Origin of the sequence: Chryseobacterium sp. BLS98 (assembly GCF_001045445.1) — a bacterium.
Classification (GTDB): domain Bacteria; phylum Bacteroidota; class Bacteroidia; order Flavobacteriales; family Weeksellaceae; genus Chryseobacterium.
In genome coordinates, this window is the sequence record NZ_LFNF01000002.1 from 865,516 (window position 1) to 889,483 (window position 23,968).

The 23,968-nt window shown below is 37.4% G+C and carries 26 protein-coding genes; 10 read left to right on the forward strand and 16 right to left on the reverse strand.

Features of this window, described 5'->3' with window-relative positions:
• Positions 1-17 precede the first annotated feature (17 nt).
• Together ACM40_RS08935 and ACM40_RS08940 are read left to right on the forward strand one after the other, a co-directional pair.
• Positions 18-566 (forward strand): YqgE/AlgH family protein, encoded by a 549-nt coding sequence (locus ACM40_RS08935; protein ID WP_048502462.1) that lies wholly within the window; start codon positions 18-20, stop codon positions 564-566.
• 107 nt (positions 567-673) lie between these two features.
• Complete coding sequence (locus tag ACM40_RS08940) at positions 674-1,255, forward strand: N-acetylmuramoyl-L-alanine amidase (RefSeq protein ID WP_048502463.1); 582 nt, start codon at positions 674-676, stop codon at positions 1,253-1,255.
• An 80-nt stretch (positions 1,256-1,335) separates the two neighbouring features.
• Here the strand turns inward: ACM40_RS08940 and ACM40_RS08945 are convergent, their stop codons facing one another.
• From ACM40_RS08945 to ACM40_RS09000, 12 genes are all read right to left on the reverse strand, one after another.
• Positions 1,336-2,148 carry an aminotransferase class IV gene (locus ACM40_RS08945; RefSeq protein WP_048502464.1) on the reverse strand — a complete coding sequence of 271 codons (813 nt, stop codon included), beginning with the start codon at positions 2,146-2,148 and terminating at the stop codon, positions 1,336-1,338.
• A 77-nt stretch (positions 2,149-2,225) separates the two neighbouring features.
• Complete coding sequence (locus ACM40_RS08950) at positions 2,226-2,612, reverse strand: START-like domain-containing protein (RefSeq protein WP_040998091.1); 387 nt, start codon at positions 2,610-2,612, stop codon at positions 2,226-2,228.
• Between the two features lie 189 nt (positions 2,613-2,801).
• Entirely contained in the window at positions 2,802-3,977 is a 1,176-nt protein-coding gene (locus tag ACM40_RS08955; RefSeq protein ID WP_048502873.1) for an aspartate aminotransferase family protein, read from the reverse strand.
• A 125-nt stretch (positions 3,978-4,102) separates the two neighbouring features.
• Positions 4,103-4,879: a hypothetical protein gene (locus tag ACM40_RS08960; RefSeq protein WP_048502465.1), complete on the reverse strand. Its 777-nt coding sequence runs from the start codon at positions 4,877-4,879 to the stop codon at positions 4,103-4,105.
• Positions 4,880-4,881: 2 nt separating this feature from the next.
• A complete protein-coding gene (locus ACM40_RS08965) occupies positions 4,882-5,709 on the reverse strand; it encodes a hypothetical protein (protein ID WP_048502466.1) in 828 nt (275 codons plus the stop codon).
• Between the two features lies 1 nt (position 5,710).
• On the reverse strand, positions 5,711-6,634 hold the full coding sequence (locus ACM40_RS08970) for a hypothetical protein (RefSeq protein WP_048502467.1): 924 nt from the start codon (positions 6,632-6,634) through the stop codon (positions 5,711-5,713).
• A 272-nt stretch (positions 6,635-6,906) separates the two neighbouring features.
• Positions 6,907-8,640 carry an OstA-like protein gene (locus ACM40_RS08975; protein WP_053077106.1) on the reverse strand — a complete coding sequence of 578 codons (1,734 nt, stop codon included), beginning with the start codon at positions 8,638-8,640 and terminating at the stop codon, positions 6,907-6,909.
• A gap of 3 nt (positions 8,641-8,643) precedes the next feature.
• A complete protein-coding gene (locus ACM40_RS08980; RefSeq protein WP_040998101.1) occupies positions 8,644-9,117 on the reverse strand; it encodes a Fur family transcriptional regulator in 474 nt (157 codons plus the stop codon).
• Between the two features lie 69 nt (positions 9,118-9,186).
• The gene (locus tag ACM40_RS08985; protein WP_048502468.1) at positions 9,187-11,181 is read right to left on the reverse strand and encodes a KUP/HAK/KT family potassium transporter; all 1,995 of its coding nucleotides are present in this window, start codon (positions 11,179-11,181) and stop codon (positions 9,187-9,189) included.
• A 114-nt stretch (positions 11,182-11,295) separates the two neighbouring features.
• Positions 11,296-12,276 carry a pyruvate dehydrogenase complex E1 component subunit beta gene (locus ACM40_RS08990; protein ID WP_048502469.1) on the reverse strand — a complete coding sequence of 327 codons (981 nt, stop codon included), beginning with the start codon at positions 12,274-12,276 and terminating at the stop codon, positions 11,296-11,298.
• A gap of 221 nt (positions 12,277-12,497) precedes the next feature.
• Positions 12,498-12,917 (reverse strand): DUF2147 domain-containing protein, encoded by a 420-nt coding sequence (locus tag ACM40_RS08995; protein WP_040998107.1) that lies wholly within the window; start codon positions 12,915-12,917, stop codon positions 12,498-12,500.
• Positions 12,918-13,070: 153 nt separating this feature from the next.
• Positions 13,071-14,999 carry an LTA synthase family protein gene (locus ACM40_RS09000; protein WP_048502470.1) on the reverse strand — a complete coding sequence of 643 codons (1,929 nt, stop codon included), beginning with the start codon at positions 14,997-14,999 and terminating at the stop codon, positions 13,071-13,073.
• An 89-nt stretch (positions 15,000-15,088) separates the two neighbouring features.
• Between ACM40_RS09000 and ACM40_RS09005 the strand changes: the two genes are divergently transcribed.
• The 5 genes from ACM40_RS09005 (at position 15,089) to ACM40_RS09025 (ending at position 18,254) form a co-directional block, all read left to right on the forward strand.
• A complete protein-coding gene (locus ACM40_RS09005; protein WP_048502471.1) occupies positions 15,089-15,802 on the forward strand; it encodes a CDP-alcohol phosphatidyltransferase family protein in 714 nt (237 codons plus the stop codon).
• 86 nt (positions 15,803-15,888) lie between these two features.
• Positions 15,889-16,653 (forward strand): 3'-5' exonuclease, encoded by a 765-nt coding sequence (locus tag ACM40_RS09010; RefSeq protein WP_048502472.1) that lies wholly within the window; start codon positions 15,889-15,891, stop codon positions 16,651-16,653.
• Positions 16,654-16,656: 3 nt separating this feature from the next.
• Positions 16,657-17,055 (forward strand): putative signal transducing protein, encoded by a 399-nt coding sequence (locus ACM40_RS09015; RefSeq protein ID WP_048502473.1) that lies wholly within the window; start codon positions 16,657-16,659, stop codon positions 17,053-17,055.
• Positions 17,056-17,152: 97 nt separating this feature from the next.
• Positions 17,153-17,758 carry a fumarylacetoacetate hydrolase family protein gene (locus ACM40_RS09020; protein ID WP_048502474.1) on the forward strand — a complete coding sequence of 202 codons (606 nt, stop codon included), beginning with the start codon at positions 17,153-17,155 and terminating at the stop codon, positions 17,756-17,758.
• A gap of 58 nt (positions 17,759-17,816) precedes the next feature.
• Complete coding sequence (locus ACM40_RS09025; protein WP_048502475.1) at positions 17,817-18,254, forward strand: universal stress protein; 438 nt, start codon at positions 17,817-17,819, stop codon at positions 18,252-18,254.
• A 78-nt stretch (positions 18,255-18,332) separates the two neighbouring features.
• Here the strand turns inward: ACM40_RS09025 and ACM40_RS09030 are convergent, their stop codons facing one another.
• Positions 18,333-18,566 carry a DUF6341 family protein gene (locus ACM40_RS09030; protein ID WP_040998117.1) on the reverse strand — a complete coding sequence of 78 codons (234 nt, stop codon included), beginning with the start codon at positions 18,564-18,566 and terminating at the stop codon, positions 18,333-18,335.
• 42 nt (positions 18,567-18,608) lie between these two features.
• Between ACM40_RS09030 and ACM40_RS09035 the strand changes: the two genes are divergently transcribed.
• Together ACM40_RS09035 and ACM40_RS09040 are read left to right on the forward strand one after the other, a co-directional pair.
• On the forward strand, positions 18,609-19,514 hold the full coding sequence (locus ACM40_RS09035; protein ID WP_048502476.1) for a DUF6427 family protein: 906 nt from the start codon (positions 18,609-18,611) through the stop codon (positions 19,512-19,514).
• Positions 19,515-19,519: 5 nt separating this feature from the next.
• Positions 19,520-20,104 carry a DUF3109 family protein gene (locus ACM40_RS09040; protein ID WP_048502477.1) on the forward strand — a complete coding sequence of 195 codons (585 nt, stop codon included), beginning with the start codon at positions 19,520-19,522 and terminating at the stop codon, positions 20,102-20,104.
• Positions 20,105-20,261: 157 nt separating this feature from the next.
• On the opposite strand, the gene ACM40_RS09045 is transcribed toward ACM40_RS09040, so the two are convergent.
• Together ACM40_RS09045 and ACM40_RS09050 are read right to left on the reverse strand one after the other, a co-directional pair.
• Complete coding sequence (locus ACM40_RS09045; RefSeq protein ID WP_048502478.1) at positions 20,262-20,948, reverse strand: hypothetical protein; 687 nt, start codon at positions 20,946-20,948, stop codon at positions 20,262-20,264.
• Positions 20,949-21,131: 183 nt separating this feature from the next.
• A complete protein-coding gene (locus tag ACM40_RS09050) occupies positions 21,132-22,466 on the reverse strand; it encodes a trigger factor (protein ID WP_048502479.1) in 1,335 nt (444 codons plus the stop codon).
• A 309-nt stretch (positions 22,467-22,775) separates the two neighbouring features.
• On the opposite strand from ACM40_RS09050, the gene ACM40_RS20180 reads away from it, so the two are divergent.
• The gene (locus tag ACM40_RS20180; RefSeq protein WP_053077107.1) at positions 22,776-23,306 is read left to right on the forward strand and encodes a DoxX family protein; all 531 of its coding nucleotides are present in this window, start codon (positions 22,776-22,778) and stop codon (positions 23,304-23,306) included.
• 56 nt (positions 23,307-23,362) lie between these two features.
• On the opposite strand, the gene ACM40_RS09060 is transcribed toward ACM40_RS20180, so the two are convergent.
• Positions 23,363-23,935, reverse strand: coding sequence for a hypothetical protein (locus tag ACM40_RS09060; protein WP_048502480.1), 573 nt, complete (start codon positions 23,933-23,935; stop codon positions 23,363-23,365).
• Between the last annotated feature and the right edge of the window lie 33 nt (positions 23,936-23,968).

The window sequence follows — 23,968 nt, forward strand, 5'->3', positions numbered from 1 at the left end:
TTTTATTAAATTTGAGTATGAATTACTCATACAAAGGTAAAATATTAATTTCCACACCTGACATTTCCGGCGATATTTTTTCGAGATCGGTGGTTCTGATCGTTGAGCATAACGAAAGCGGTGCATTTGGTTTGATATTGAACAAGAAAAACGGCCAGATGAGTAGTAAGTTCAAAAACTTTTTTGATTTCAAAATAGAGGTCTATGACGGCGGCCCTGTCGAAAATGATAAGGTCTTTTTTATCGTTAAGAATAAAAAGGTTACTGAGGTGTATTCTGAGATCAACAAGGACTTTTATATCACGGAAGACATTGAAAGCATCATCAGCGCAGTCCTTAATAAGGAATTGAGCATTAATGATGTAAAAATCTTCTCAGGATACTCAGGATGGTCTGCCGGACAGCTTGATGACGAGGTACAAAGGAAGATGTGGACTGTAGTGGATATCTACAATCTGGATTATACACTTCCGAACGACCAGACCCTTTGGAAGTCGATTATGCAGAATCTGGGGGGAGAATATCTGCTGTGGGCCAACTCACCTGAGGACATTTCTCTTAACTAACTGAATTCCTATCTGATACGCTTTAAAAACATTAACAAATTTTAAGATTATGTTAACCAATTTTAAAGAAAGAATTCCCGTTATTTGAAAAACCAAAAATCACTGAAATGAAAGGAATCAAACTACTTGCTTTAGGAGCCTTTTCCGCCTCATTTTTATCATTCACTCCCATCAACAAAAAATATATCGTTATAGATGCCGGACACGGCGGAAATGACATGGGAACGGTTTTTGAAAAGTTCTCTGAAAAAGAGATTACCATCAATATCGCCAAACAGATCCAGAAACTGAATGAGAATCAGGATCAGTATGAAGTGGTATTAACAAGAGATTCTGACACGTATCCAAGCCTTCAGGAGAGAACTGATATGATCAACAAGCTTAATCCTGAAATGGTCATTTCCCTTCACATGAATAACAGTCCTCAAAAGGAAACTCCCAAACAGGGCACCGAAGTATATATTCAGAATACTGAAAATTCAAAAAAACTTGCTGAAAAAATCTCTAAAAAATTTGATGTCCGCAAAATTGAAGAAAAAAATCTTCACATGTTGAGAGAAACAAAATCGCCTGCAGTATTGGTAGAGCTTGGCTTCATCAACAATACAAAGGACAGAGAATATATAACGAGTGAAAACGGACAGAAAGAAATCGCACAAAAATTCACAGAAATTATCCGTGAATATTAAATAAAGAAACAATTTCTGATTTATTCAGAATAAAACCCGGTAAAGGACTTGGGTACTTTGTTGTTTACCGGGTTTGTCAATTATTCAAAACTATTTTTCCAGCTTTCCACCATTTCTTTAAAGCGGGAGCTTTCAAAAGTTTTATTTCTTATTTTACCTACAGAAAATATGCCTTTCTCGTCGGAGATCATTAAAATCTCTTCGGCTTTTTGTGATTCAAAAGCAATGATTTCATGCTCCTGAATATCTGCCAGGTTATTTTTATGTAAAAAAGTAACGAAGTTTTCCATGAAAGGAGAGATGTATGCTCCCTCGGACTGCTTAGGAACTTTAATGACGTTTCCTTCCAGAAATAAAAGGTTTCCGGAAGTGGTACGCGCAATCCGTTTGTTGGGATTCAGCAGAATCACATCATCCAGATCATTTTCTTCTGCATAAATACCTCCATAAATGTTTTCCGGACAGTGAACCCTGATATTACTCAACAGGTTATTATTTACATTGATTTCCTTGATAAGATCCATTTCTAACGGCCTGTGATGAACCGCAAGCACATCTTCTGATTCCGTTACTTCATAAAAATAGGATATGGAAGATTTTGAAACCGTTACTGCATCATTATTCCTGAAAACCTGAAAATTGATAATCCCGTTTTTTATTCCTTTACCATCGATAACATCCTGATGAAAAAGGGTCTGGAAAAACTCCAATGTATAGGTAAGCGGAATATTCATCCTTATTTTCCGCATGGATGCCATTAAGAAGAAATAGCATTCTTCATCCATGATCAGTTTACCGTTTCTTACAAAGAAAGAAACCTTCACTGCGTCGCCTAAAAGAAACGCTCTGTTCTTTACATTTAACCCGTCTGATGTAAAATATTGATTTTCCAATTTTTGAAGTGATTTATTTATAAAAAAATAATGAACGATAAATCGTTCATCAGTTTTACCATGTCATAGTATCCGGCTTATGCCGCACCTAATTTTATTCTAAGGTTTTCTATAAGGTTCTCCCAATACAGTGCATTCTCCTGCTCGTCCCCTTCTTCACAAAAATCTGTAATATTGAGAGCCAGGTCTTCTGTAATATCGTCTATTGTAATCGTCATTTCAAAGAAGTTTTTAGTCCCTTCATCTTCTTCCCATCTAAAACGTACGAAACCTTCCGGCTTATATCTGATCAAAGTGGCCTTTTCGGCAGGTCCTCCGCCCCAGCTAAAAAAGAAGTCATCGCCTTTTTCTGTTACCTCATCCGCAAACCATTCAGATAACCCCTCTGCCGTCGCCAGATATTCGTATAAAATCTCTGATAAACAATGCATTGGAAATTCGTAATGGACTTTATGTTTCGCCATATAATCTTTGTTTTTATCGTCCCGCAATATATAAATTAATTTTTTTATTACACTAAAAAGCGGTTATTTTTTTAAACAATCTTCATGATATTTATCACAGATTTTAAATCTATATTGAATCTAATTTCAGAACCTGAAACTGCCATGCAGCCCATAAAAAAACTCTCCTTTCAAGAGAGATTTTTTGATTTATTTTTCGTTTAAGACATCAAGAATGATCTGGCATCCCCGTCTGATTTCGTCCATAGAAATGGTCAGGGGTGGTGAGATTCTCATATACTCGTTTCTGTAGAGCTGCCAGAATACAATAAGCCCTTTTTCCATGCATTTTTTAGCTGCTTGCAGGGTATATTCGGGTGTTCCCAGATTAACGGCAAGCATAAGCCCCTTCCCGTTGATATTTTTGATTTTGGGATGTACCAGAAGTTCTCTGAACAGCTTTTCCTTTTCGGCGGTTTCATCCATCAGCCCACTTTCGAGAACTTCTTTCAAAGTGGCATAGCTGGCAGCAGCAATCAGGGGATTACCTCCGAATGTTGTAATATGTCCTAATTTTGGGGAATGCGACAATGTTTCCATGATTTTTCTGGAACTCATAAAAGCACCTACAGGTACTCCACCGCCCATTCCCTTGCCCATAACAAGGATATCGGGAACAATTCCGAAATGCTCGAAAGAGAATAATTTACCGGTTCGGCCAAAACCAGGCTGAATTTCGTCGAGGATCAGAAGTGCTCCTACTTCTTCACATCTTCTTTTAAGCTTAATCAAATAATCACCTTCCGGCACTAAAAACCCTGCTGCTCCCTGAATGGTTTCAAGAATTACACAGGCAGTCTTATCTGTAATTTTATCCAGATCATTTTCGTTGTTGAATTCTATAAAACTGACCATCGGCAGCAATGGACGAAATTCTCTTTTATGGGTTTCATTACCGGACACACTCAGGGCTCCATGGGTATTCCCGTGATAAGAGTTTTTAAAGGAAACAATTTCTTCTCTTCCTGTATACCTTTTGGCTAGTTTAAGGCTTCCATCGATCGCTTCCGCACCGCTGTTAACGAGATAAGTAATTTCAAGCGGGTCCGGGGTAGCTTCTGCCAGAAGTTTACATAATGCTATAGGTTTTTCCTGTGCATATTCCCCGTAGACCATTACATGGAGGTATTTGTCTGCCTGTTCTTTGATGGCTTGCACCACTTTAGGATGCGAATGCCCTAAAGTATTGGCAGAAACACCTGCTACAAAATCCAGATATTTTCTGCCATCTGTTCCATAGATATAGCTTCCTTCTGCTTTTTCAACTTCAAAACCTGCTGCAAATTTCGTAGTCTGTGCCTGATATATAAAAAAGTCTTTGTGCATTTCCATTGTTTCGAAAATTTTCAGCAAAGCTAAAAAAGATTCAGCACATGCAGAAATTATCGGCCCTTAATAAAAAAATTGCCCTTAGAATTCTAAGGGCAACAGTATTAAAATCAACATTCTATTTAAAGTACTTTTTCGACCGTTACGTAACTGTTGTTTATTACATTATAAGCCGTTGTGCTACCGACTTCAGAAATCGCCTCCAAAGTAATATACTGTCCCTGAACAGCATATACTGAGAAATCCAGGCTTATTTTTCTGACTGTACCGTCAAAATTTACGGCATTTTCCAAAAGCTGGAATCTCTTGGCATCGTTGACATATAAACTTGCTCCCAATCTGCTGCTAAATGTACCTGCAGCCCCTGTAAAGTTCAGGCTTACGTTAATTCTGTATAAACCGCTTTGACGGATATAAATCCTGTTCAGATCTGCCCCTGTTGTGGGAACATTTGTTTTAAGCTTTAACGGATCTGCTAAAAAATTGGGTTTATCAATTAAGGAATTAATAGGAAGCATTACAGCACCTGAAGTTGTACTTACAGGGTTTATCGTAAACCTGGAAATATTATCAGATTCAATTTCAAAGGCTTTGCTCCACACAAGCCCGTCAAATACCATGACCTGACCTGTACTTTTCACAAATATAAGCATGCCTCTTAAGACTTCTATCCTTGTGGCGGGAGCATTTACCCCGGTATAAGGTAAGTCGGTGGCGGTTTCCACAGCTGGTAAACCAAAACCTTTAACTCCGGTCGCTTCATTTGCATTGGTTATATACATCATTACCTGATCGTTACCATTGGCATTAGAATCAGGGTTGGGTATATTTGTAAAATTAACTTGTGCACTGTACATGTTTAATGCAAACAGTAACAGGCAGAATATATATTTTTTCATTATTAATAGGCTTTAATTAAACGTGCTCCAATATATGAGTTTATAGAACTTGAATCTGTACCGTAGGCAGCCAGAGATCCCCCTGATCCACCAATTGTTGTTATAGTAGGAACAACTCTCAGCTCTGCACCCGCAGGTAAGGATATGGTTTGAGCAAAACTGGACGTTTTACTTGCCTGAGTATCAACAATAAATATAATAGAGTAATTGCTCTTGGTTACAATAGTTTCCCAAGCTGAAGCTGGTGTATATTTAACCTGTAATGTCAGTTTAAATTCTGTAACACCTATCTGAGCCCCCAAACTTCCACCGGTAAAACCCAGAGCTGCTGCTACGTCATACATGCCATTTTGTTTTATCGTTACCGAGCTTGCATTTTTCAGAAGAAGGTTATCAACAAGAACCTGGCTTTTATCATCCGGTGCAAGATACTGGGGAGACCCTACAGAAAGGCATATTCCAAGACCAAAGGCCAGGCAGGGTATTGTAATTCCTGAAGAAATTCCCAATCTCGAACCTTTAGGCTGAAAGATTCCCTGTATCTGTCTTGCAGGGTTCCAGGCATAACCATCGTATTTATAATACTGATCGTCAGCCTTGTTATAGATAAGCCCACCTACAAGGTTAGGATAATCACTGAAGAGATCTGTTGATGCAGCATCATATTTAGGGAACGAAGTATAAGTATTGGAATAGGGCAATATTACCCCTCTTGTTCCATCTTTTATTTTTAGTATATTCTGATTACTGGCAATATTGTCTCCAATCACGACTTGTGCATTTAAACCATATTGAAATAAAAGCACTAAAATTAACAATGTCTTTTTCATCTTATTGCATATTTATTTTTTCAACAATAATTTCTGATACTCCGTTTCCTGTAGTATTCATTGAAAAAGACATTACATTCCCTCCAATGATACCGGTACAGACTCCTGTTCCAATGTTCTGGTTTCCGTAAAATCTAAGTCTTAAATTGTCACCTGCTTCAAAGCTGCCTATATAAGTAAGCACTAATGATTGCCCCACATCAATGGCTGTCGGATTTATACTTCCCAGAGATAATGCACCGCTGGTAGAGCTGCTCGTATTATTGGTAATAGGTCTCCAGGTTGTAGGCGCTGCTGCAGTACTTGTTTCCAGATCAACCTTTGAGTATAGGTTAATTGTTACTCCTACACATAAAGCCGGTGTATTAACATCTATAGCACCGCTTTTGAAAGAAATTTTATACAAACCCCTTGTCTTGATATTAATGACATTACTTGTAGCCGATGCAAGGGAAACATCCGACGAGATATCATTATAACTGGGGCTGGCACTTGTAAAAGGAACATCCATAGCTCCTCCCGCCTGTGGACAAAGCCTATTGACTCCTCCACATCCCAACCCACACGTTCCGCAATCTGCTGTCACTACAGCACTTCTTATAAAACGTGCCATTTTGTTATTCTTCAGAGCCGTTACAATGGGATCTGAAATTTTCCAAGCTGTACCGTCATTCTGAACAATACTTCCGGTTTCCCTGTTGAAAATAACAGAACTCTGGGTTCCGTTTCCTGTGGTACCGGTAGCAGATACAGGCAGCGCTGAAGCCGTGTTTGACCTGGGCATCCTGGCTGCATTATCATCTTGTTTTACATGTAAGAGGGTTCTTGTGTCAGGCTGAAAACCGGGAGCTTTCGCAATCCCAACCTGTGCGCTGACTCTTATAAAGCAAAAAATAAGAGCCAAGAGGAAATACTTGATTTTCATTTCTAAATTTTTTTATCATTCTTGGTATTATAAATTTAGAAATATTTTCAACTTAAATCATATCATTTGATAAAAATTAGTGTAAATAAAAAAACATATAATAAAAATATAGATTTAATAGGCTATTCAGATCATGTGAATGGGCCTAAAATTTCAAAAAAAGAACTATTTTATGTTAATTTTGAACTCTTTTCCGTATAATTATAAATAATAAATCACCATTTCCTTGTTAAAAAATGGTGATTTATTGTTTTCTTGAAAAAAATATGATTTTATTTTCTTACCCTTTTAGGCTTTTTCGCTTCTTCTTTTGCTCTTTCCTTGTCTATGGCTTCCTGAGCCTGATTAAACAACTCATTATCAGCAGAATACTTTATTTCTTCATAATTAGGGCTGTCAACAAGAATATCCTGCCATTTTCTGATCCGGTCTTTGGTATTCCAGTTGAAATCAGAGAATTTTCTTTTCTCCGGTTCTATCTTACTCATAGGATAGGTATCAGAATTGGCTGCAATACTGCATGATATGATCTGTAAACCTCTTTGTTCAAATAACGCTCCTATAATCCCACAGGTAGAAAGTGTAATTCCGATTCTCTGGGGCTGTTTTGTTTCCTGATCCACATCATCTACATAAACAATAGACTGTGCGTTCCCTACTACCCTGGCTTCTTTGATATCATTATTCTCATAATAGACCGTCATGAATTTTCCTTTTACCTGGTTGAATTCATCTTTAAGGTTTAATGAGTCTACTTTACTGATGGCAAAGGCATTTCCAATGACTTTGAGGGAATCTATATTTTCGGTTTTGGTATTAAAATAGGCCTCAACTTTGTCACCGGTTACCTGTTTCTCACCACTCCAAAGAATAGGATGCGTATACATATGCATGATTCCATCTGTTTCATTGAAAGCAATAGAATCTGCTCTTCCCTGGGCATTTGATTTAAAGATACGTGCCTTTTTGTAAGCTCTTAAAAAGCTTTTCTTTACCGTTATGTCTGCTGGGTCAGGCTTTTGATAGGAAAGGATTTTTTCTGCTGCAAAATAAATGGAATCTTTTTCCATGATTTTAACTGCATACGGGCCTTTAGTCATCATAGCAGAATCTTTCTTCTGAAAAACTTCTCCGTAACCGCCTTTGATATATCTTTTTTCCAGAGGGTCGTCCAAGGTAACGTTTCCGGTTGCTGTCCCGAATCCTGTCGTATTATTGAAATACATATCATCCCCTGTAAGGATTTTATCGTTATAAAAAATCTTTGAATTTTTATTGAGAAAAGCTTCCTTCGTATCCATCCTGTAAGTTCCTCTTTCGGTGTAAATACGGTTTTTAGGATTGGCCCGGTTGGTGATTGTTGTAGGTCCAAAGAACTCAGCCACCTTTGTATTCTGGTTTTGCTTGATATTGGGACCTTCAATGATATAATCAGGATTGTCAATTTTCACATTCCCAACGAAATCAATCATTTTGGTATTGAGGAAATAGGTGGCAGATTTGGTATACATTATATTCTGCCCGTCAGAAATTGTTCCTCCGGTATTGAAGTAGGCCTGATTGGCCAGCCTGTCATAGTACAGGATATCTGTTTTAATGGTCTGTTTAGGATCGGTAAGAACCACATCTTTTTTGGCAACCCCTTTCTGGGTTACTCCATTATATTCCATTTCATTGGCGGTAATCACGGAACCGTCTGCATTCTGAAGCTTTGCATTACCAATAGCTTTTACCAAACTCTGGTCGTTGTAAAGAATTACTTCATCAGCATAGAGAACAGATCCCTGATGCTCTATCTGAACATGACCCACCATGTACTGGTTTCCTTCGTACTTGGTATCTTTTCTGAACTCATCGGAATGGATGATTTTTACCTTGTCTTCAGGTCTTACTGCAGGTGAAGATTTTCCTTTATTTTGAATATAAGGATCCATCTGCGTAGTTTTATTGTCCTGTGCGGAGCTTAACGCAGAAATAAAAATGAACAGAAAAAGGATTATTCTCATTGATTAATCATTCTTGGTACCATAGAAATACAGCGAATGCGAATCAATATTTACGCCAAATGCTTCTTCAATTGCTTCTTTGATTCCCTGAATTCTCGGATCACAGAATTCTATAATTTCCTCAATTTCTTTATCAGAGTCTTTTTTGTAGATCACCAGGTGGTCATGCTGCTTGTCAAAATAAGACTTTTCATAAGATGAAGAGGTCAATGTTTTTTCTCCAAACTGATGCTTACGGATCAAACCTGCATCAAGGAAAATTTCAATAGTGTTGTAAATGGTTGCTTTTGAAACATGATATTTCTTCTGCATCATAAGAAGGTACAGATCATCCACATTGAAGTGGTGATCCATACTGTAAATCTCTTCTAATATCGTATATCGTTCAGGCGTGTTTCTGAAACCCTTTTCTAAAAGGTAATTTCTTAAAACATCCTTGATCAAAGCAATATTTTTTTCTTTTTGTACTGTATCCATCAAAAAAATTATCTACAAATTTATTGATTTTTATTTAAATAGACCTTATGATATGGTACGGACACTTTTTTATGAATTATGACGGAAGAAGCCGGATTGTTCAATCTTGCTGTCATAAACCGTAAGCTCGGTAATCGGCGCTGATTCCACTTCTACGTTGTGTGAAGATACCCCCCAGGCTTTGAAATCGTCACTTCCGATGTACTTCACGAAGTTGTAGATATTGAGGGTAATCTTCTGTTTAACAGTTAAAAGTATATCGTTAATATATGTATTATCTATAATTACATACTTCAGATCCGGCGGTATGTTATGAGCTCTGAGAGACGGGTGGCTGCTTCTTGAAGGAATGGTTCCTTCTGCCATAAGATCTTTCAATACCATATTAAAATAGTCATTGATCCTTCGGTCTACTTTGAATCCTAAAAGGAAGTTGATTTTGTACACTGTCCCCGGCAGAATTTCATCTACCGTATATTTGAAAGTATATGGATCTTCCTGATTCACAATACTTAATATAAAGTAATGATCTGCTCTTTTCGGCTGCTTTTTGATGATGGAATAAATAATTTTTGATTCTACCTCATCATTTCTTTTGGCTCTGCTCAGATAAGCCAGGTTGGTCGCATATTTTGGAATTGTTTCATCCAGCTTCATATCTTTTAGGATGGAAACATATTTTTCTATTTTCACAAATTGAATAAATCGGGTTTTTATCAGCCTTCCATTATACCATGCATACATAGATATTCCGATAGAACCGGCAAGAACAACCGTGATCCAGCCGCCTTCCATGAACTTGATAATATTGGCGCTGAAAAATCCTAGTTCAATAGCCATGTATACCAGAGCAAAAAATACAATCAATACTTTGCTTACTCTGTGTTTCAATAACCAAAAAATTAAAAGAACTGTTGTCATCAGCATGGTTACGGTGATGGAAAGTCCATAAGCGGCTTCCATTTTACCTGATTCCCTGAAATGGAGAACAACAATAATACACAGAATAAGAAGTCCCCAGTTGATTCTTGGGATATACATCTGCCCTTTAACCCCTGAAGGGTAATCAATTTTTTGATTAGGCCATAAATTAAGGGACATTGCCTCGGAGAAAATGGTGAATGAACCTGTAATCAAGGCCTGGCTTGCAATAATTGCGGCTGCAGTTGCCAGAATTACTCCCGGAACGATCATCCATTCTTCCATGATTCCAAAAAATGGATTCACTACAGAAAAACCGGGCTTCCCATGATTGGTTAAAAGCCATGCTCCCTGTCCAAGATAGTTCAGAATAAGCATGATTTTAACGAATCCCCAGCTTACTCTTATATTTTTGGCTCCACAATGCCCTAAGTCTGAATAAAGGGCTTCTGCTCCCGTTGTACAAAGGAAAACAGCACCAAGTATGACAATTGCGCTAGGAGAATTCACAATAAGCTTGTAGGCATAGTAAGGGTTGAAAGATCTCAAAATCTCGAGATTTTCGCTTAAATGCATCATTCCCAAACCTCCTAAAACTAAAAACCAGACCACCATTACGGGTCCAAAAAATTTCCCGATGAAACTGGTCCCAAATTGCTGTACCACAAAAATTGCAATCAAAATTCCAATAGTAATGGGTACTACAGGTGTGTGGGGGTTATATATTTCGAGACCTTCAATAGCCGACATTACCGTAAGCGATGGTGTAATTACCCCATCTGCGATAAGTGCTGCAGCTCCAATGATGGCAATAAGATACAGCCATCCTTTTTTAAGGTTTTTAACCAGCGAGAATAAAGCCAAGATACCACCTTCCCCTTTGTTATCAGCCCTTAAAGCAATGATCACATATTTTATGGTCGTCTGAAGGGTAAGAGTCCAGATAATACATGAAAGGGCTCCTTCAATGTATTCGTTAAAGGGCATATTGCTGCCTCCGTCTTTTGCATTTACAATCGCTTTCATTACGTAAAGCGGGGATGTTCCGATATCTCCGAATACAATTCCCAGAGAAACTAAAACTCCAATGAATGAAAGTTTCTTTATGTCAAAATGATAACCATCTTCTGTAAGGTCTGCCATGTCAGCTTTATTTTTAAACGCGCAAATTTATACTAATTTTATGACGTCAAGAACTATTCTTCATGAATATAATAAATGAAAAAACTTCCTTTCGGAAGTTTTTCTCTATAATAGTTATTTTACGTACATCGCTTTTTTGATTTCCTCTTTCACTTTCTCAAGCTTAGGGAACCATTCTGCAAATAATGCAGCTGAATATGGGGCAGGCGCATCAGGAGTAGTAATTCTCTTGATCGGTGCATCCAGATAATCAAATGCTTTCTGCTGTACCATATAAGTAATTTCAGAAGATATGGAACCAAATGGCCATGCTTCTTCAAGAATTACCAGTCTGTTTGTTTTTTTAACGGAAGCTAAAACGGTATCAAAATCAAGAGGACGAACGGTTCTAAGGTCGATCACTTCTACAGAGATTCCTTCTTTAGCCATATCTTCAGCAGCCTGAATAGCCAGCTTCATGATTTTACCAAAAGAAACCAAAGTAACGTCTGTACCTTCTCTCTTGATATCTGCTTTACCTATTGGAATGTAATATTCTTCTTCAGGAATTTCCATTTTATCCCCATACATCTGCTCAGATTCCATGAAAATAACCGGGTCATTATCCTGGATGGCTGTTTTCAATAATCCTTTCGCATCATATGGATTGGAAGGAACTACAACTTTTAAACCCGGACAGTTGGCAAACCAACCTTCAAAAGCCTGAGAGTGTGTTGCTCCCAACTGGCCTGCAGAAGCTGTAGGACCACGGAAAACGATCGGGCAGTTCCACTGTCCACCACTCATCTGACGTATTTTTGCTGCGTTGTTGATAATCTGATCAATTCCTACCAAAGAGAAATTGAATGTCATAAATTCTACGATTGGCCTGTTACCATTCATTGCCGCTCCTACAGAGATTCCTGTGAAACCAAGTTCAGCAATGGGTGTATCGATTATTCTTTTAGGACCAAATTCATCCAGCATTCCTTTAGAGGCTTTGTATGCACCGTTATATTCTGCAACTTCCTCTCCCATCAGGTAGATAGATTCGTCTTTACGCATTTCCTCGCTCATTGCCTGTGCAATTACCTCACGAAAAGTATATTCTGCCATATTTTCTTGAAAAATTTAGACTACAAAAATAGTGTTTTTTTATTATACACATAACAAAAAAGCATCTCATTGAGTAGAGAGCCTTAATTACTTTAATCGAAAAGGCTTTTCTTCTGCCCATTCATTTATTTATCCCATTTCTATGCCTGAACATTATTAAAAAAAATAAAAAACGGCATCTCATTTCTGAAATACCGCCTTACAATTCTATTTAAACTTAATTAGTTTACTTTGTCCCAGATCTGGGTCCTTCCTAAGATGGAAACCCCCATATATCCTCTTACATTCAGCTTATCGCCACTTTTTGTAATAGTACATTTGTAAGTTTTACCTGTTTTAGGGTCCGTAATCGTTCCTCCGGTAAACTCATCACCGTCTTTTTTCAATCCTCTGATGATTTCCATTCCTAAAATTGGCTTTCCTTTTCTGTCGTCCTTACATCCTGTACAGTTGGGATCCGCCGGCTTTATAAGCAGCTGGGAAACTTTCCCGTAATATTTTCCATCTGACTTTTTATAGATCTCCACAATAGATTTTGCCTGCTTGGTTTCGTCATCTATGGTCTTCCACTTCCCTTCAATCTGTGCAAAAGATAATACGCCAAACAGAGAGAGCACGAATGTTAATAATACTTTTTTCATATTTTTTATAGTTTTAATTCCAATAAAAGATTTTTGCTGTCTATTTACTGCTAAAAATATAAATTAATTTCAAACAAACAAAAACTTTTATTATCCTTCGCATTATATAACAACACTTATACCAAAACCAATAGTTTAAACATTGGCTAAATATCAGTTAAGCTTCCTGTTGATCACCCGGTCCATATAATCCTGATACCACGCCTTTGCCGTCAGCATTTCTTTTTCTGTTTCCGGGGTTTTTAATTTTCCCATCAGGTTGTTGGTAAATCCAAGGTCATTCTTTTCATATACTCCTGTGATTTCTTTCCCGTCGAAACGGTACATATGGTTTCCAATGATGAATTGCTCTGTGCTGCCATCTGAATTAACGATAATAGAAGGGTATTGTTTGTCACTTACAAGGCTTCTTCCCCAGCTTCTGATCTGCTTATTGTACCCGATAAGGTCTGCCAGCGTAGGATAAATATCTATTTGCTGAGCCACCTCAGGATTCACACCTTTAAGATTATACTGTGGATTTGGGGAATAAAATATCAGCGGAACGGCAAAACGGTTCATGGCTTTTTCATATTCACCGTAAGCAATCTGGTTGGTATGATCCCCTGTGAAAACGAAGATCGTATTATTGAACCACGGTTCTTTTTTAGCGGTTTCAAAATATTTTTTGATGGCATAATCCGTATACTGCATCGGCTCATGCATTTCTATTGTTCCTTTTTTAAACTTTCCTTTATATTTTTCAGGAATTTTGAACGGGTGGTGTGATGAAGCGGTAAAAACCGTAGTCATAAAAGGCTGCTTTTTCCCTACATTTTTTGCAAAATACTGAAGGAACGGCTCATCCCATATAGCCCACATTCCGTCGAAATCTTCATCATGATTATATTCATTTTTTCCAAAATAATGCTTAAAACCTAATATATTCCCAAATCCGAGAAACCCCATGGATCCGTTCGGTGCCCCATGATAAAAAGAGGTATCGTAGCCCAGATCGTTACAAACCGAAACAATGGACTGGATTTTCTGATTGGAATATGGTGAGCTTGTAAAAGCATCCGTAAGACTTGGAATACCCGCCAGCACACTGCTCATCCCATGGATAGACTGCCTTCCGTTGGCAAACGTATTGGGGAAAATCAAACTATGGCCGGCAAGACTGTCTATAAATGGGGTATAAGAAACATAGCCGTTTATATTTTTATCTTTATTAAAAGCTCCTGAATATTCCCTGCCAAAAGATTCAACGATAAAAATGACAATATTGGGACGGTTTTCCACCTTTCTGTCGTATATTTTATAAGGCTGAACATGATCTGCAATAAATTTTTCGTCTACAAAATGAACTTCTTTAAAATTATTGGTTCCCAAAGTCCTGAAAAAAGAAAAAGTACTGTTCAGTACAATATTCCCCTGAAGTGGATTGACTACAAAACGGTTGGCATCTACCAGGTTTATGGGTCTTGTACTGTGCTTGAAGTCACCACGGATTCCCCCGACAACTAAAACAGCTGTCGCGCAAAGAACCAGTATGGACCAGATAAAGTAAGGGATAAGTTTTACCGGTTTCTGTTCCGTAATTTTCACTTTTTTGTACAGGAAAACCCAAAGAGCCATCAAAACAACGAACCATATAAGCACAAAAGGATGCTGCCCAATGGAAACCGTAAACACTTTAAAAATATTGGATTCGTGCTTGGCAACCTGTAATGCGGTGGAGGTCAGCCTTGCCTGGGCGAATTTATAGTAAACAAAATCACCGAAATTCATGGCATAAGCAATACCATTGGTGATGAAATAAAGCCAGAACAGAACAGTCTGGTAACCTTTCTTAGTATTGATAACAATCGGAACAAGGCTTAGCAGAATAAATAAGGCATTGACGTATAAAATTGCCGTAGTATCAAAGGCAGTCCCATGAAATGCCAGGCTGAAATAATCTGAAACGGAATCCACTTTGATGAGTTCTTTATTGAAATACCAAAACAAAAGGCGGGCAATCTGATAAAAAACGTATGCTAAGAAAATCCTGTATACAAGCACCAGAACTTCTTGTTTTCTAAATTCTTTAAAAAATTTCATTCGGCAAATTTACATCAAAATCGTATTAATGTATTTTTTCCTTCATAATATTTCAGGTTAAAATTCTGAAAAACCCTACTTTTGCTGGTATGAATTTCATGAAAAACAATCTTGCCAATCTGCTTACGCTTGCCAATTTATTTGCCGGATGCGTAGGGGCAATACATCTTATTCTGGGAGATTACCAGACTACTGCGGTCTGCCTTATCCTCTCCTCTATTTTTGATTTTTTTGACGGTTTTGTAGCCAGAGCTTTAAAATCGAATTCCAATCTGGGGCTTCAGCTGGATTCCCTTGCGGATATGGTTAGCTTCGGGCTGATCCCGGGTCTTACGATGTACAAGGCATTGGAACCGTTCGGAAATGAAATTCTGGGCATGCATCTTCCTTTTGCCATCAGCTACCTCGGTATTTTTGTGACGGTTTTCTCATGTCTCAGACTGGCTATCTTTAACCTGGATGAGGAACAGCGTTATTATTTCAAAGGGCTGAATACCCCTACCAATACCGTGTTGCTGTTTGGATTGTATTATGCGTTTAAAGAAACAGGAACTTTTGCATTTTTATTTGAAAATTCATTGTTCCTGATTTTACTGACTGCTATCACTTCATGGCTTCTGATCAGCCCGATCAAAATGATGGCGATGAAATTCAAATCCAAAAAGATTCAGGATAACTATCCGAAAATTATTTTATTACTCGGCGGAATTGCCATTCTGATTCTATTTCAGATCGTTGGTATTCCAATGCTTGTTATTTATTATATAGCAGTGTCGCTGGTTTTTCAGAAACAGTTGGGTTAGATTTCAGACGTCAGACATCGGATATCAGACTTTAGAAATCAGCACATTTTCAAATTAACACATTATCAAATTTTCAAATTAAAAAAATGAATTTAAAACTCCATAAACCCCTTTGCATTTTTGACCTTGAAACTACAGGAACCAATATTGGAAAGGACAAAATTGTAGAGATCTGTATTTTAAAAGTAAATCCGGACGCCTCAAGAGAAAGCAAAACATGGCGTGTCAACCCGGAAATGCCTATTCCGCAGGAGTGCAGCGAGATCCACGGAATTTATGACGAAGACGTAAAAGATGCTCCGACATTCAGGGAAATTGCTCCTAAAATTATGGAAATGCTTTCAGGAAGTGATCTGGGAGGATTCAATTCCAACAGATTTGATGTTCCGCTTCTGGCAGAAGAACTTTTAAGAGTGGAGATGGATTTTGATCTGAGTAAATTCAAACTGGTGGATGCACAGACTATTTTCCATAAAAAGGAACCCAGAAACTTAGGGGCTGCCTACCAGTTTTACTGTGGAAAAGTCCTGGAAAATGCCCACTCTGCAGAAGCTGATGTGATGGCCACTTTTGAGGTACTGGATGCTCAGGTTGGAAAGTATGACGATATTCCAAATGAGATCGCTCCTTTAAGTGAATTCAGTTTCCATAATAAGAATGCTGATCTTGCAGGATTTATTGGATATAACGATAAATCGGAAGCTGTTTTCAACTTCGGAAAGTATAAGGGACAAGTTGTAAAAGCTGTTTTCCAAAAGGATCTGGGATATTACGGATGGCTTCAGAATGCAGATTTCCCTTTATATACCAAGAAAATATTTACAAAAATTCAACTTTCAAGTAAATTCTAGAAAATGTCGAATCTGGTCCGCTTTAAATTTTACGAAACGGCTCTTGAGGCCAACAGGGATAAGCAGATCCTTGCTGAAAACGGTGTTAATGGTTTTATCGCCAACGAACAGCTGATTCAGTCGGACTGGCTGCTTTCTCAGGCTGTAGGCGGCATTCAGCTTCAGGTTTTTGAAGATGACCTGGAAAAGGCAAAAGAGATCATGAAAGATTATAATGATAATGAAGCCTACTCCCTGGAAGTGGAACATACCATTGCCCATCCTGAATTTGATTTTGTATGCCCGAAATGTGGCTCCAACCATATTTACAGGGACGACAGGGCAACGAGTTTCTTTGGAATCTCCATTTTGTCGAGTCAAAAGTTTGTATGCTATTATTGCGGAAATGAATTTACTCATTAACTAAGTTCAGAATTCAAAATAATGAATAGTAAAAGATTGCTTTGTCATTACATTCCTCGCAATGGCGAGCTCATAAAACATAAATAAATTAAACATTATGAAAATCATTTGTATAGGAAGAAATTACAGCGAACATGCAAAGGAATTAGGAAATGAAATTCCTGAAAAACCGGTTATTTTCATGAAACCTGACACAGCAGTGTTAAAGGGAAATGATTTTTATATCCCGGAATTTTCCAATGATATTCATTATGAGCTGGAAGTGGTTTTAAAGATTTCAAAAGGAGGAAAATACATCCGGAAGGAAGTGGCCCACAAGCATTATGAAGAGATCAGCCTTGGAATAGATTTTACGGCAAGGGATCTTCAGAGCGAGCTTAAATCTAAAGGCCTTCCGTGGGAGCTTGCTAAAGGGTTTGACGGCTCTGCTGTGGTAGGAAACTTCTTCAGAAAAGAGGATTTTGATCTTCAGGAACTGCAGTTTTCATTGCTGAAAAATAAGGAAGAGGTACAGAACGGCAATACAAAAGACATGATCTTCAGTTTTGATGATATCGTTGCTTTCGCTTCCCAATATTTTACACTGAGAGTGGGTGATCTTATTTTTACAGGAACACCAAAAGGAGTTGGAAAGGTTAATGAAAATGATATTCTTGAGGCTTACCTGCAAGATGATAAAATTCTTGATATTCGAATATTATAAGTATTTAACATAGAATTCCGGCAATTTTTCTTATCTTTAGAATACAAAATTAAAGGTCATGATAAATATTGTACTACCCGTAGATTTTGGGGACAAAACAGAACAGCTTGTAGACGGAGCCGTAAAATTTGCAAAACAGTTGAACGGCAGAATTTTTCTGATTCACGTAGCGCCTTCAGATATAGGTTTTGCTATCGGTGATATGGGATATCAATATTTTCCTGAGGTAGAAGCGAACGAAATCAGAGATGAGCTGATACAGCTGAATAAGATTGAGCAGAGAATCGTTGCCCATGATGTGGATTGTGAGCATCTCTTAAAGCAGGGGATCGCAAAGGATACTATCCTTGAATATGCAAAAGCTAAAAATGCAGATTATATCGTCATGGGATCACACGGAAGAAGCGGAATTTATGATGTATTTGTAGGCAGCCTTACGAAAGGACTTACGAAAGATTCCCACATTCCGGTACTGGTACTTCCTATCCACGACTAAAAAAAGTAAATTTTAATCGTTAATAAAAAAACCGATCAGACTAGTGTCCGATCGGTTTTTTACTATATAACCAATTAATTAACCTTCTTTTTTGTAGATCTTAGGATCGTAATAAGGGTGCTTGCCCTCAGTTGGAGAATAATAGTCTTTATCTTTATCACCGCTTAGTTTTACTACCAATACATAGCACCAGTAGGTAAACAATGTACAGCAAACGATAAATAAAATCCAGTTTAGAACATTTCCAAATGTATCAAAAAAACCAAATGTAAATTTGAAAACTTTACTTAAGAATAACCAGAAAGACGTCATTATTTTCCTTTTTTAAATTAACTTTGTACAAATTTATAAAAAATGTTTAAATTACTTTCAAAAGAAAGCAATATTTTTTCAATTCCTGTTTATATTGGTTTTCTTCTTTTAGTAGTCGTAATATTTAACATACTGAATTTCAACACCTACGAAGCCATTATCGCCGGAATAACTTTTCTAGGGATTGCTTTGGGATATTTTTGTTTTCACAGTATTGCCCTTAATTATCAGACGCATCTGCCGTTGTTTTTATATACGTTTTTTATTTTTGGTCTGTATCCGGGGAACCTAGACATCGGAATTGCCGTTTCGCTGCTTACCAATTCTTTTCTTTTACTGCTTCTGACGAGTGCTGATGAAGATATAAGGAAGAAATCCTATGTCCTGGTAGGAGCCATTGTGGCACTGAACTTTATTTTCCTGCCCACTACCTGGCCTATGGCCCTTTTTGTGATTGTTCACGTAATAGCCACCTCCCAAAAAATAAGCTTAAATCTCTTCCGGTTTCTTTTGGGAATTGTACTGATTGCATTCAGTTATTTTTCCATCATGTTCTTTTTCCGATTTACCACCTGGAATATTGATTATTTCCCGTTTGGAAGGATGAGACCTATGACGGATTATACGGACCTGCTGCCTTTGGTTCCTGTTCTGCTGATGCTTATTTATGCAGTATACGACCACTTTAAAAACTATAATAAGAAAAGCCCGATAAGCCGGTACAAATACACCTTCCTGCTTGTATTTTCGCTGGCACAGCTGGTTACCATTATTCTGTACATGAATAAAAATTACGAATATTTACTGCTTCTGGCATTCCCATCAAGCATCATCCTGAGCAGGATGATGAGATTTTTGCCTAAATACTGGATGCAGGAGGTAAGCCTGTGGCTTATCATTATAAGTATGATTGCTTTTAAAGCAGGTACGTATTTTAATTTATTTTAAAGATTATGATTCAGATAGACGATAAATTGATTTCAGAGGATGTATTTTCCGAAGAATTTGTTTGCAACCTTTCGAAATGTAAAGGTGCATGTTGTGTGGAAGGAGATGTAGGTGCTCCGCTAGATAAGGACGAGCTTGAGATTTTAGACAGTATTTTTGATAAAATAAAGCCGTATCTTACCCAGGAAGGCATCAAAGCCCTTGAAGAACAAGGCACGTGGACCACTGATCCTATGGACGGAATGTACGTTACCCCTATGGTGGAGGACCGCGAATGTGCTTACGTAACGTTTGACGAAAAAGGAATCACGAAATGCGGTATTGAGAAAGCCTATGAAGATGGAGCCGTAGACTGGCAAAAACCTATTTCCTGCCACCTCTACCCAATCCGTGTTACGGAATATTCTACTTTTACTGCCCTGAACTACCACGAGTGGAGTGTGTGCAGTGATGCCTGTACGCTTGGAAAAGAACTGCAGGTTCCTGTCTACAAGTTCCTGAAAACTCCGCTGACCAGAAAGTACGGTGAAGATTTCTACAATACTCTATGCGAGGCCGCCGATGAATGGAAAGCCGCTTATGGCTCTTAAATAAACAAAACCGCAGATTGAATCTGCGGTTTTTTATTAATTATCCATTACTTGAACAGGTACTGAAATTCACATTATAGTTAAAGTTGAGTTAAAGTTATTCACCATAAAAAAAGCCGGAAAATATCCGGCTTTTATATTTAAAAAACATCAGTTTTTATTTGAAATCTGCATCAGAAACTCCTGTATTTAAAACAACCTTAGTGGTTTTTATCGTTACTTTCTGGCCTTTTCCGTCAATATCTATTTCAGAAGGGAATTTTATATCTTCCACCGTCATATAGTTCTTGACAGTAACACTTCCTTCTCCTACAGAGGATTTGTATAAAAGCCCTGTAGCCGCATCAAAGTAAAATTTTCCTTTGTCTGAAGATAATACGTTATAATCTTTGCCATCCAGCTTTTCTGTTGTCACATCCTTGAAGTTTGAAGGATTAAAAGCCAATGCTTCTATAGTAGTCCCTTTTTTCAGTTCAGCGATGTTGTCAGCCGGGAAATCGGTTTTCTGGCCCGCTCTTTCTATATATCCTTTTTCGCCGTCAAACACCTGGGAAACTTTCTGCCCCATAGCAGTTTGTATGGACTTAAATTTATTCCCTTGCTTCATGGTGCTCATGGTGATATCCATCCCCTGAACATTAAGCGTATTATCAACAATGGTAGATTTTACTGCTTCCAGTTTACTTTTGCCTCCTAAAGCTTTAAAGTAATTATCTACAACATCTTTTGGGGTCAGTTTGGATTTTACGACTTCCGTCTTTGCGGGAGCTGCACTGGTTTTCTGAGCTGTTGCCGGAACTGAAAACAGTACGGCACAGAAAAACGGAATGATCATCTTTTTCATATCTCTATATAATAAGTTTAAGGTGTAAATATATGAATAATGACCATAAGAAAATAAACCCAGCGCATTTACATGAATTACCTGCCGATTTTATCCCTTATCCATTAAGATTTTTTAAGAATATCCCGAAAAAAACAAAACCTCCGATCGCTCGGAGGTTTCAAATATTTATATCGGAATAAATTATTTCTTAAGTTCTTCCAAAAACTCGTCGTGAGAAATTTTAGTTTCTTTTTTAGACGCTTTTTCAAGAATTACATCTTTTAGTTTAGCCATAGCTACTTCAGAAGAAATTTGTCTTACCTGCTCCTGGTCTTTCAACATTTCAACAGCATACTTCTGGATTTCTTCGTCACCTAAGTGGTGGATTCCGTAGATCGCCAACTGGTTTCTTACCAACTGCTCAGCCTGTGCCAATACATCAGCATAGTCTAATTTGATCTCGTTATCTGTCATTAATTTACCTTCAATGATCTGGTATCTTAGCTGGTTCTTCTCAGCATTAAGGATTTCTTTAGCCTGCTCTTCAGACTGGATGTTCTGGTTAGAGAACATTAACCATTTTACAAGGAAGTTTTCAGGAAGTTTTACTTCTTCTTTTTCAGTAACCTGCTCCAATACTTTATTCACATAGTGAACATCAGCATTCTGCTGGAAATACTCATCCAATTCAGATTTTACTTTTTCTTTAAGCTCTTCTTCAGACTTGATTGTTCCTTCGCCGTATACTTTGTCGAATAAATCCTGATTAAGCTCAGCCAGGTTCAATGAATAGAAATCTTTTACTTTAACCTCTACTTCAGCGTGGTGCAAATGCTCAACTTCTTCTTTAGAGAAACCTAGTTCTTTAGCCAATTCTTCATCACCAGCAAGAGTTTCTTTAGATACTTTTACAGAACCGTCCATTTTTAAAGCTTTTACCAATTTGAAAGCTTCTTTGTTTTCAGCAGTAATGGTAACGTTCTTTGGATGGTGGTGGTGCTCTCCTTCAGCATCTTCTTCTACAACCTGAGAAATTTCTAAAGCTATATAAGAATCTTTAGTGATTTTATCCTGAGGAACCTGCTCTGCAAAACGTCTCTGCATGTTCTCAATGCTCTTCGTGATTTCTTTGTCTGAAGCTTCTACTTTATAATGAGGCGCTTCATATTTAGCTAAATCTATCGTGAATTCAGGCTCATATCCTACCTCGAAAGCAACTTCAATTTTTTCAGCATTGTAATCTAGTTCGTTTACTGGCTGAGGAACAGGCTGACCAACTAATCTTAGTTTGTTTTCGTTAACATAGTTGTTCAATGCGTCAGAAACCTGTTTGTTGATTTCTTCGAATGCAATACCTGCTTCATATTGTTTTTTAACCATACTCAAAGGCACTTTCCCTTTTCTGAAACCAGGAACTTGCGCATTTTTAGCATAATTAATCAACTGCTTTTCTACTTTTTCTTTGTAGTCAGATTTTTCCAATGTCACTGTAAGTAATGCACTTACGTCATCATGGTTTTGTGCGGTAACCTTCATTATTGATTAAAATTTTAGGTTGCAAAAATATGAAATTTTTATGAGAATTGCCCACTTAAAATCAATTCTTAGTGTTCAAATATTCACAAAGAATAATATCTTCCTGCAGACAGCTTGAAATATTCAGTTCTGATTTGTTAAACAGGTGTAAATAGATAATCCTGACAAACAAGAATTTACTTATTAAATCCTTTGAAAATCATTGTATATTTTCAGACCTTTTGACATAATATCTGACTTTTATCCACCAAAATAACCTTTTGCATACCAATTGATTAAAATTTAGAACCCAATCTTAAAAATATTACAATGCTTAAAAAAAATAATTTTCTCACGATCCTGGAGTGGTCTTTTTGCCTGTATGTTGCAGGAATGATGATTTTGTTCGGTGCAGGTAAATATCAGCAATTCGATCATTCTGTAAATGAAAAGTTTAAAGGGATGAAAATAATGTGGGATTTCTATTCCTATTCAAAGCCGTTTGTTATCACTCTGGGATTGTTTGAAATACTGGGAGCCGTATTATTAATTGTTCCTAAAACAAGGATTATAGGCTGCCTGTTTCTAACTTCGCTTCTGACCAATGTAATTTTGCAGGATTATTTTTATGATGTACCCGCTATTTTTGGTGCCATTACTCTACAATTGATTGTTTTCTTTATATTATGGTTAAATCGGGTGCCGGTAATGAATGGTATCAAAGCTTTTACACAAGTTTCAAAGGGAATTAATCCCGGCAATCAGATTAAGCAAATCATATACATTGCCTTATGTACCTTACTAATTTTCGTAATCATGTTTTACCTGGTTACTTTTTTACTTAATGCTTTTCTGCTTTAAAAAATAAAAAAACCGCTGAAAAATATCAGCGGTTTTACTATTTCACATCAGCTATTTTAATTGCTTAGGTTATAGGTAGCTTCAGCATCTGTTTCTCCACCTATAACACTTCCCCAGGCAGTTCCCGCCTTTGCATCATTTACACTTTCAGGCGAGTGGATCAAAGTCAGTTTCAGGAAAGGAGCAGTTCCGTCAACGGCCTGTACTACATCCCATTTTGTTTTTAATCCTACTCTTTTGCCATCGTTTCTCAGGTCATTACCATCCAGTCTGGTAATGTTGATTTTTGATTTTGGAAAGTCGAAAATAAGGAAGTGTTCATTTTTAGCATCAATGATTTCTTGTGTAGCATCTTCATTTCCGTTACTGAATTTTGCTTCAACGGTATAGGATTTTCCGTCTTTCAAAGGAATGGTAGGAATTCCTCCTGCCCCGATACTGTAATTGTACTCGATAGCCGTAGCTCCCGGAGTATCTTCTTTTACCAGTAAAATAATATTGGTAAGCTCTTCCTGAGGAAGGTCATCTTCTGCCGCCGAACCGTCTCTCTGACACGAGATCACTGTAACTGTGATGAATAAAAGTGCTAATAATCTGAAAATATTTTTGGTATTGAATAATTTGTTCATTGTAAGAATTTTAAAGTTGTAAATTTTAATGTA

Excerpts from the sequence above, each read along its gene's own strand:
- ACM40_RS08935 (WP_048502462.1), top strand. The coding sequence starts at position 18 with ATGAATTACTCATACAAAGGTAAAATATTAATTTCCACACCTGACATT.
- ACM40_RS08940 (WP_048502463.1), top strand. The coding sequence starts at position 674 with ATGAAAGGAATCAAACTACTTGCTTTAGGAGCCTTTTCCGCCTCATTT.
- ACM40_RS08950 (WP_040998091.1), bottom strand. The coding sequence starts at position 2,612 with ATGGCGAAACATAAAGTCCATTACGAATTTCCAATGCATTGTTTATCA.
- ACM40_RS08955 (WP_048502873.1), bottom strand. The coding sequence starts at position 3,977 with ATGCACAAAGACTTTTTTATATATCAGGCACAGACTACGAAATTTGCA.
- ACM40_RS08960 (WP_048502465.1), bottom strand. The coding sequence starts at position 4,879 with ATGAAAAAATATATATTCTGCCTGTTACTGTTTGCATTAAACATGTAC.
- ACM40_RS08965 (WP_048502466.1), bottom strand. The coding sequence starts at position 5,709 with ATGAAAAAGACATTGTTAATTTTAGTGCTTTTATTTCAATATGGTTTA.
- ACM40_RS08970 (WP_048502467.1), bottom strand. The coding sequence starts at position 6,634 with ATGAAAATCAAGTATTTCCTCTTGGCTCTTATTTTTTGCTTTATAAGA.
- ACM40_RS08975 (WP_053077106.1), bottom strand. The coding sequence starts at position 8,640 with ATGAGAATAATCCTTTTTCTGTTCATTTTTATTTCTGCGTTAAGCTCC.
- ACM40_RS08980 (WP_040998101.1), bottom strand. The coding sequence starts at position 9,117 with ATGGATACAGTACAAAAAGAAAAAAATATTGCTTTGATCAAGGATGTT.
- ACM40_RS08985 (WP_048502468.1), bottom strand. The coding sequence starts at position 11,181 with ATGGCAGACCTTACAGAAGATGGTTATCATTTTGACATAAAGAAACTT.
- ACM40_RS08990 (WP_048502469.1), bottom strand. The coding sequence starts at position 12,276 with ATGGCAGAATATACTTTTCGTGAGGTAATTGCACAGGCAATGAGCGAG.
- ACM40_RS08995 (WP_040998107.1), bottom strand. The coding sequence starts at position 12,917 with ATGAAAAAAGTATTATTAACATTCGTGCTCTCTCTGTTTGGCGTATTA.
- ACM40_RS09000 (WP_048502470.1), bottom strand. The coding sequence starts at position 14,999 with ATGAAATTTTTTAAAGAATTTAGAAAACAAGAAGTTCTGGTGCTTGTA.
- ACM40_RS09005 (WP_048502471.1), top strand. The coding sequence starts at position 15,089 with ATGAATTTCATGAAAAACAATCTTGCCAATCTGCTTACGCTTGCCAAT.
- ACM40_RS09010 (WP_048502472.1), top strand. The coding sequence starts at position 15,889 with ATGAATTTAAAACTCCATAAACCCCTTTGCATTTTTGACCTTGAAACT.
- ACM40_RS09015 (WP_048502473.1), top strand. The coding sequence starts at position 16,657 with ATGTCGAATCTGGTCCGCTTTAAATTTTACGAAACGGCTCTTGAGGCC.
- ACM40_RS09020 (WP_048502474.1), top strand. The coding sequence starts at position 17,153 with ATGAAAATCATTTGTATAGGAAGAAATTACAGCGAACATGCAAAGGAA.
- ACM40_RS09025 (WP_048502475.1), top strand. The coding sequence starts at position 17,817 with ATGATAAATATTGTACTACCCGTAGATTTTGGGGACAAAACAGAACAG.
- ACM40_RS09030 (WP_040998117.1), bottom strand. The coding sequence starts at position 18,566 with ATGACGTCTTTCTGGTTATTCTTAAGTAAAGTTTTCAAATTTACATTT.
- ACM40_RS09035 (WP_048502476.1), top strand. The coding sequence starts at position 18,609 with ATGTTTAAATTACTTTCAAAAGAAAGCAATATTTTTTCAATTCCTGTT.
- ACM40_RS09040 (WP_048502477.1), top strand. The coding sequence starts at position 19,520 with ATGATTCAGATAGACGATAAATTGATTTCAGAGGATGTATTTTCCGAA.
- ACM40_RS09045 (WP_048502478.1), bottom strand. The coding sequence starts at position 20,948 with ATGAAAAAGATGATCATTCCGTTTTTCTGTGCCGTACTGTTTTCAGTT.
- ACM40_RS09050 (WP_048502479.1), bottom strand. The coding sequence starts at position 22,466 with ATGAAGGTTACCGCACAAAACCATGATGACGTAAGTGCATTACTTACA.
- ACM40_RS20180 (WP_053077107.1), top strand. The coding sequence starts at position 22,776 with ATGCTTAAAAAAAATAATTTTCTCACGATCCTGGAGTGGTCTTTTTGC.
- ACM40_RS09060 (WP_048502480.1), bottom strand. The coding sequence starts at position 23,935 with ATGAACAAATTATTCAATACCAAAAATATTTTCAGATTATTAGCACTT.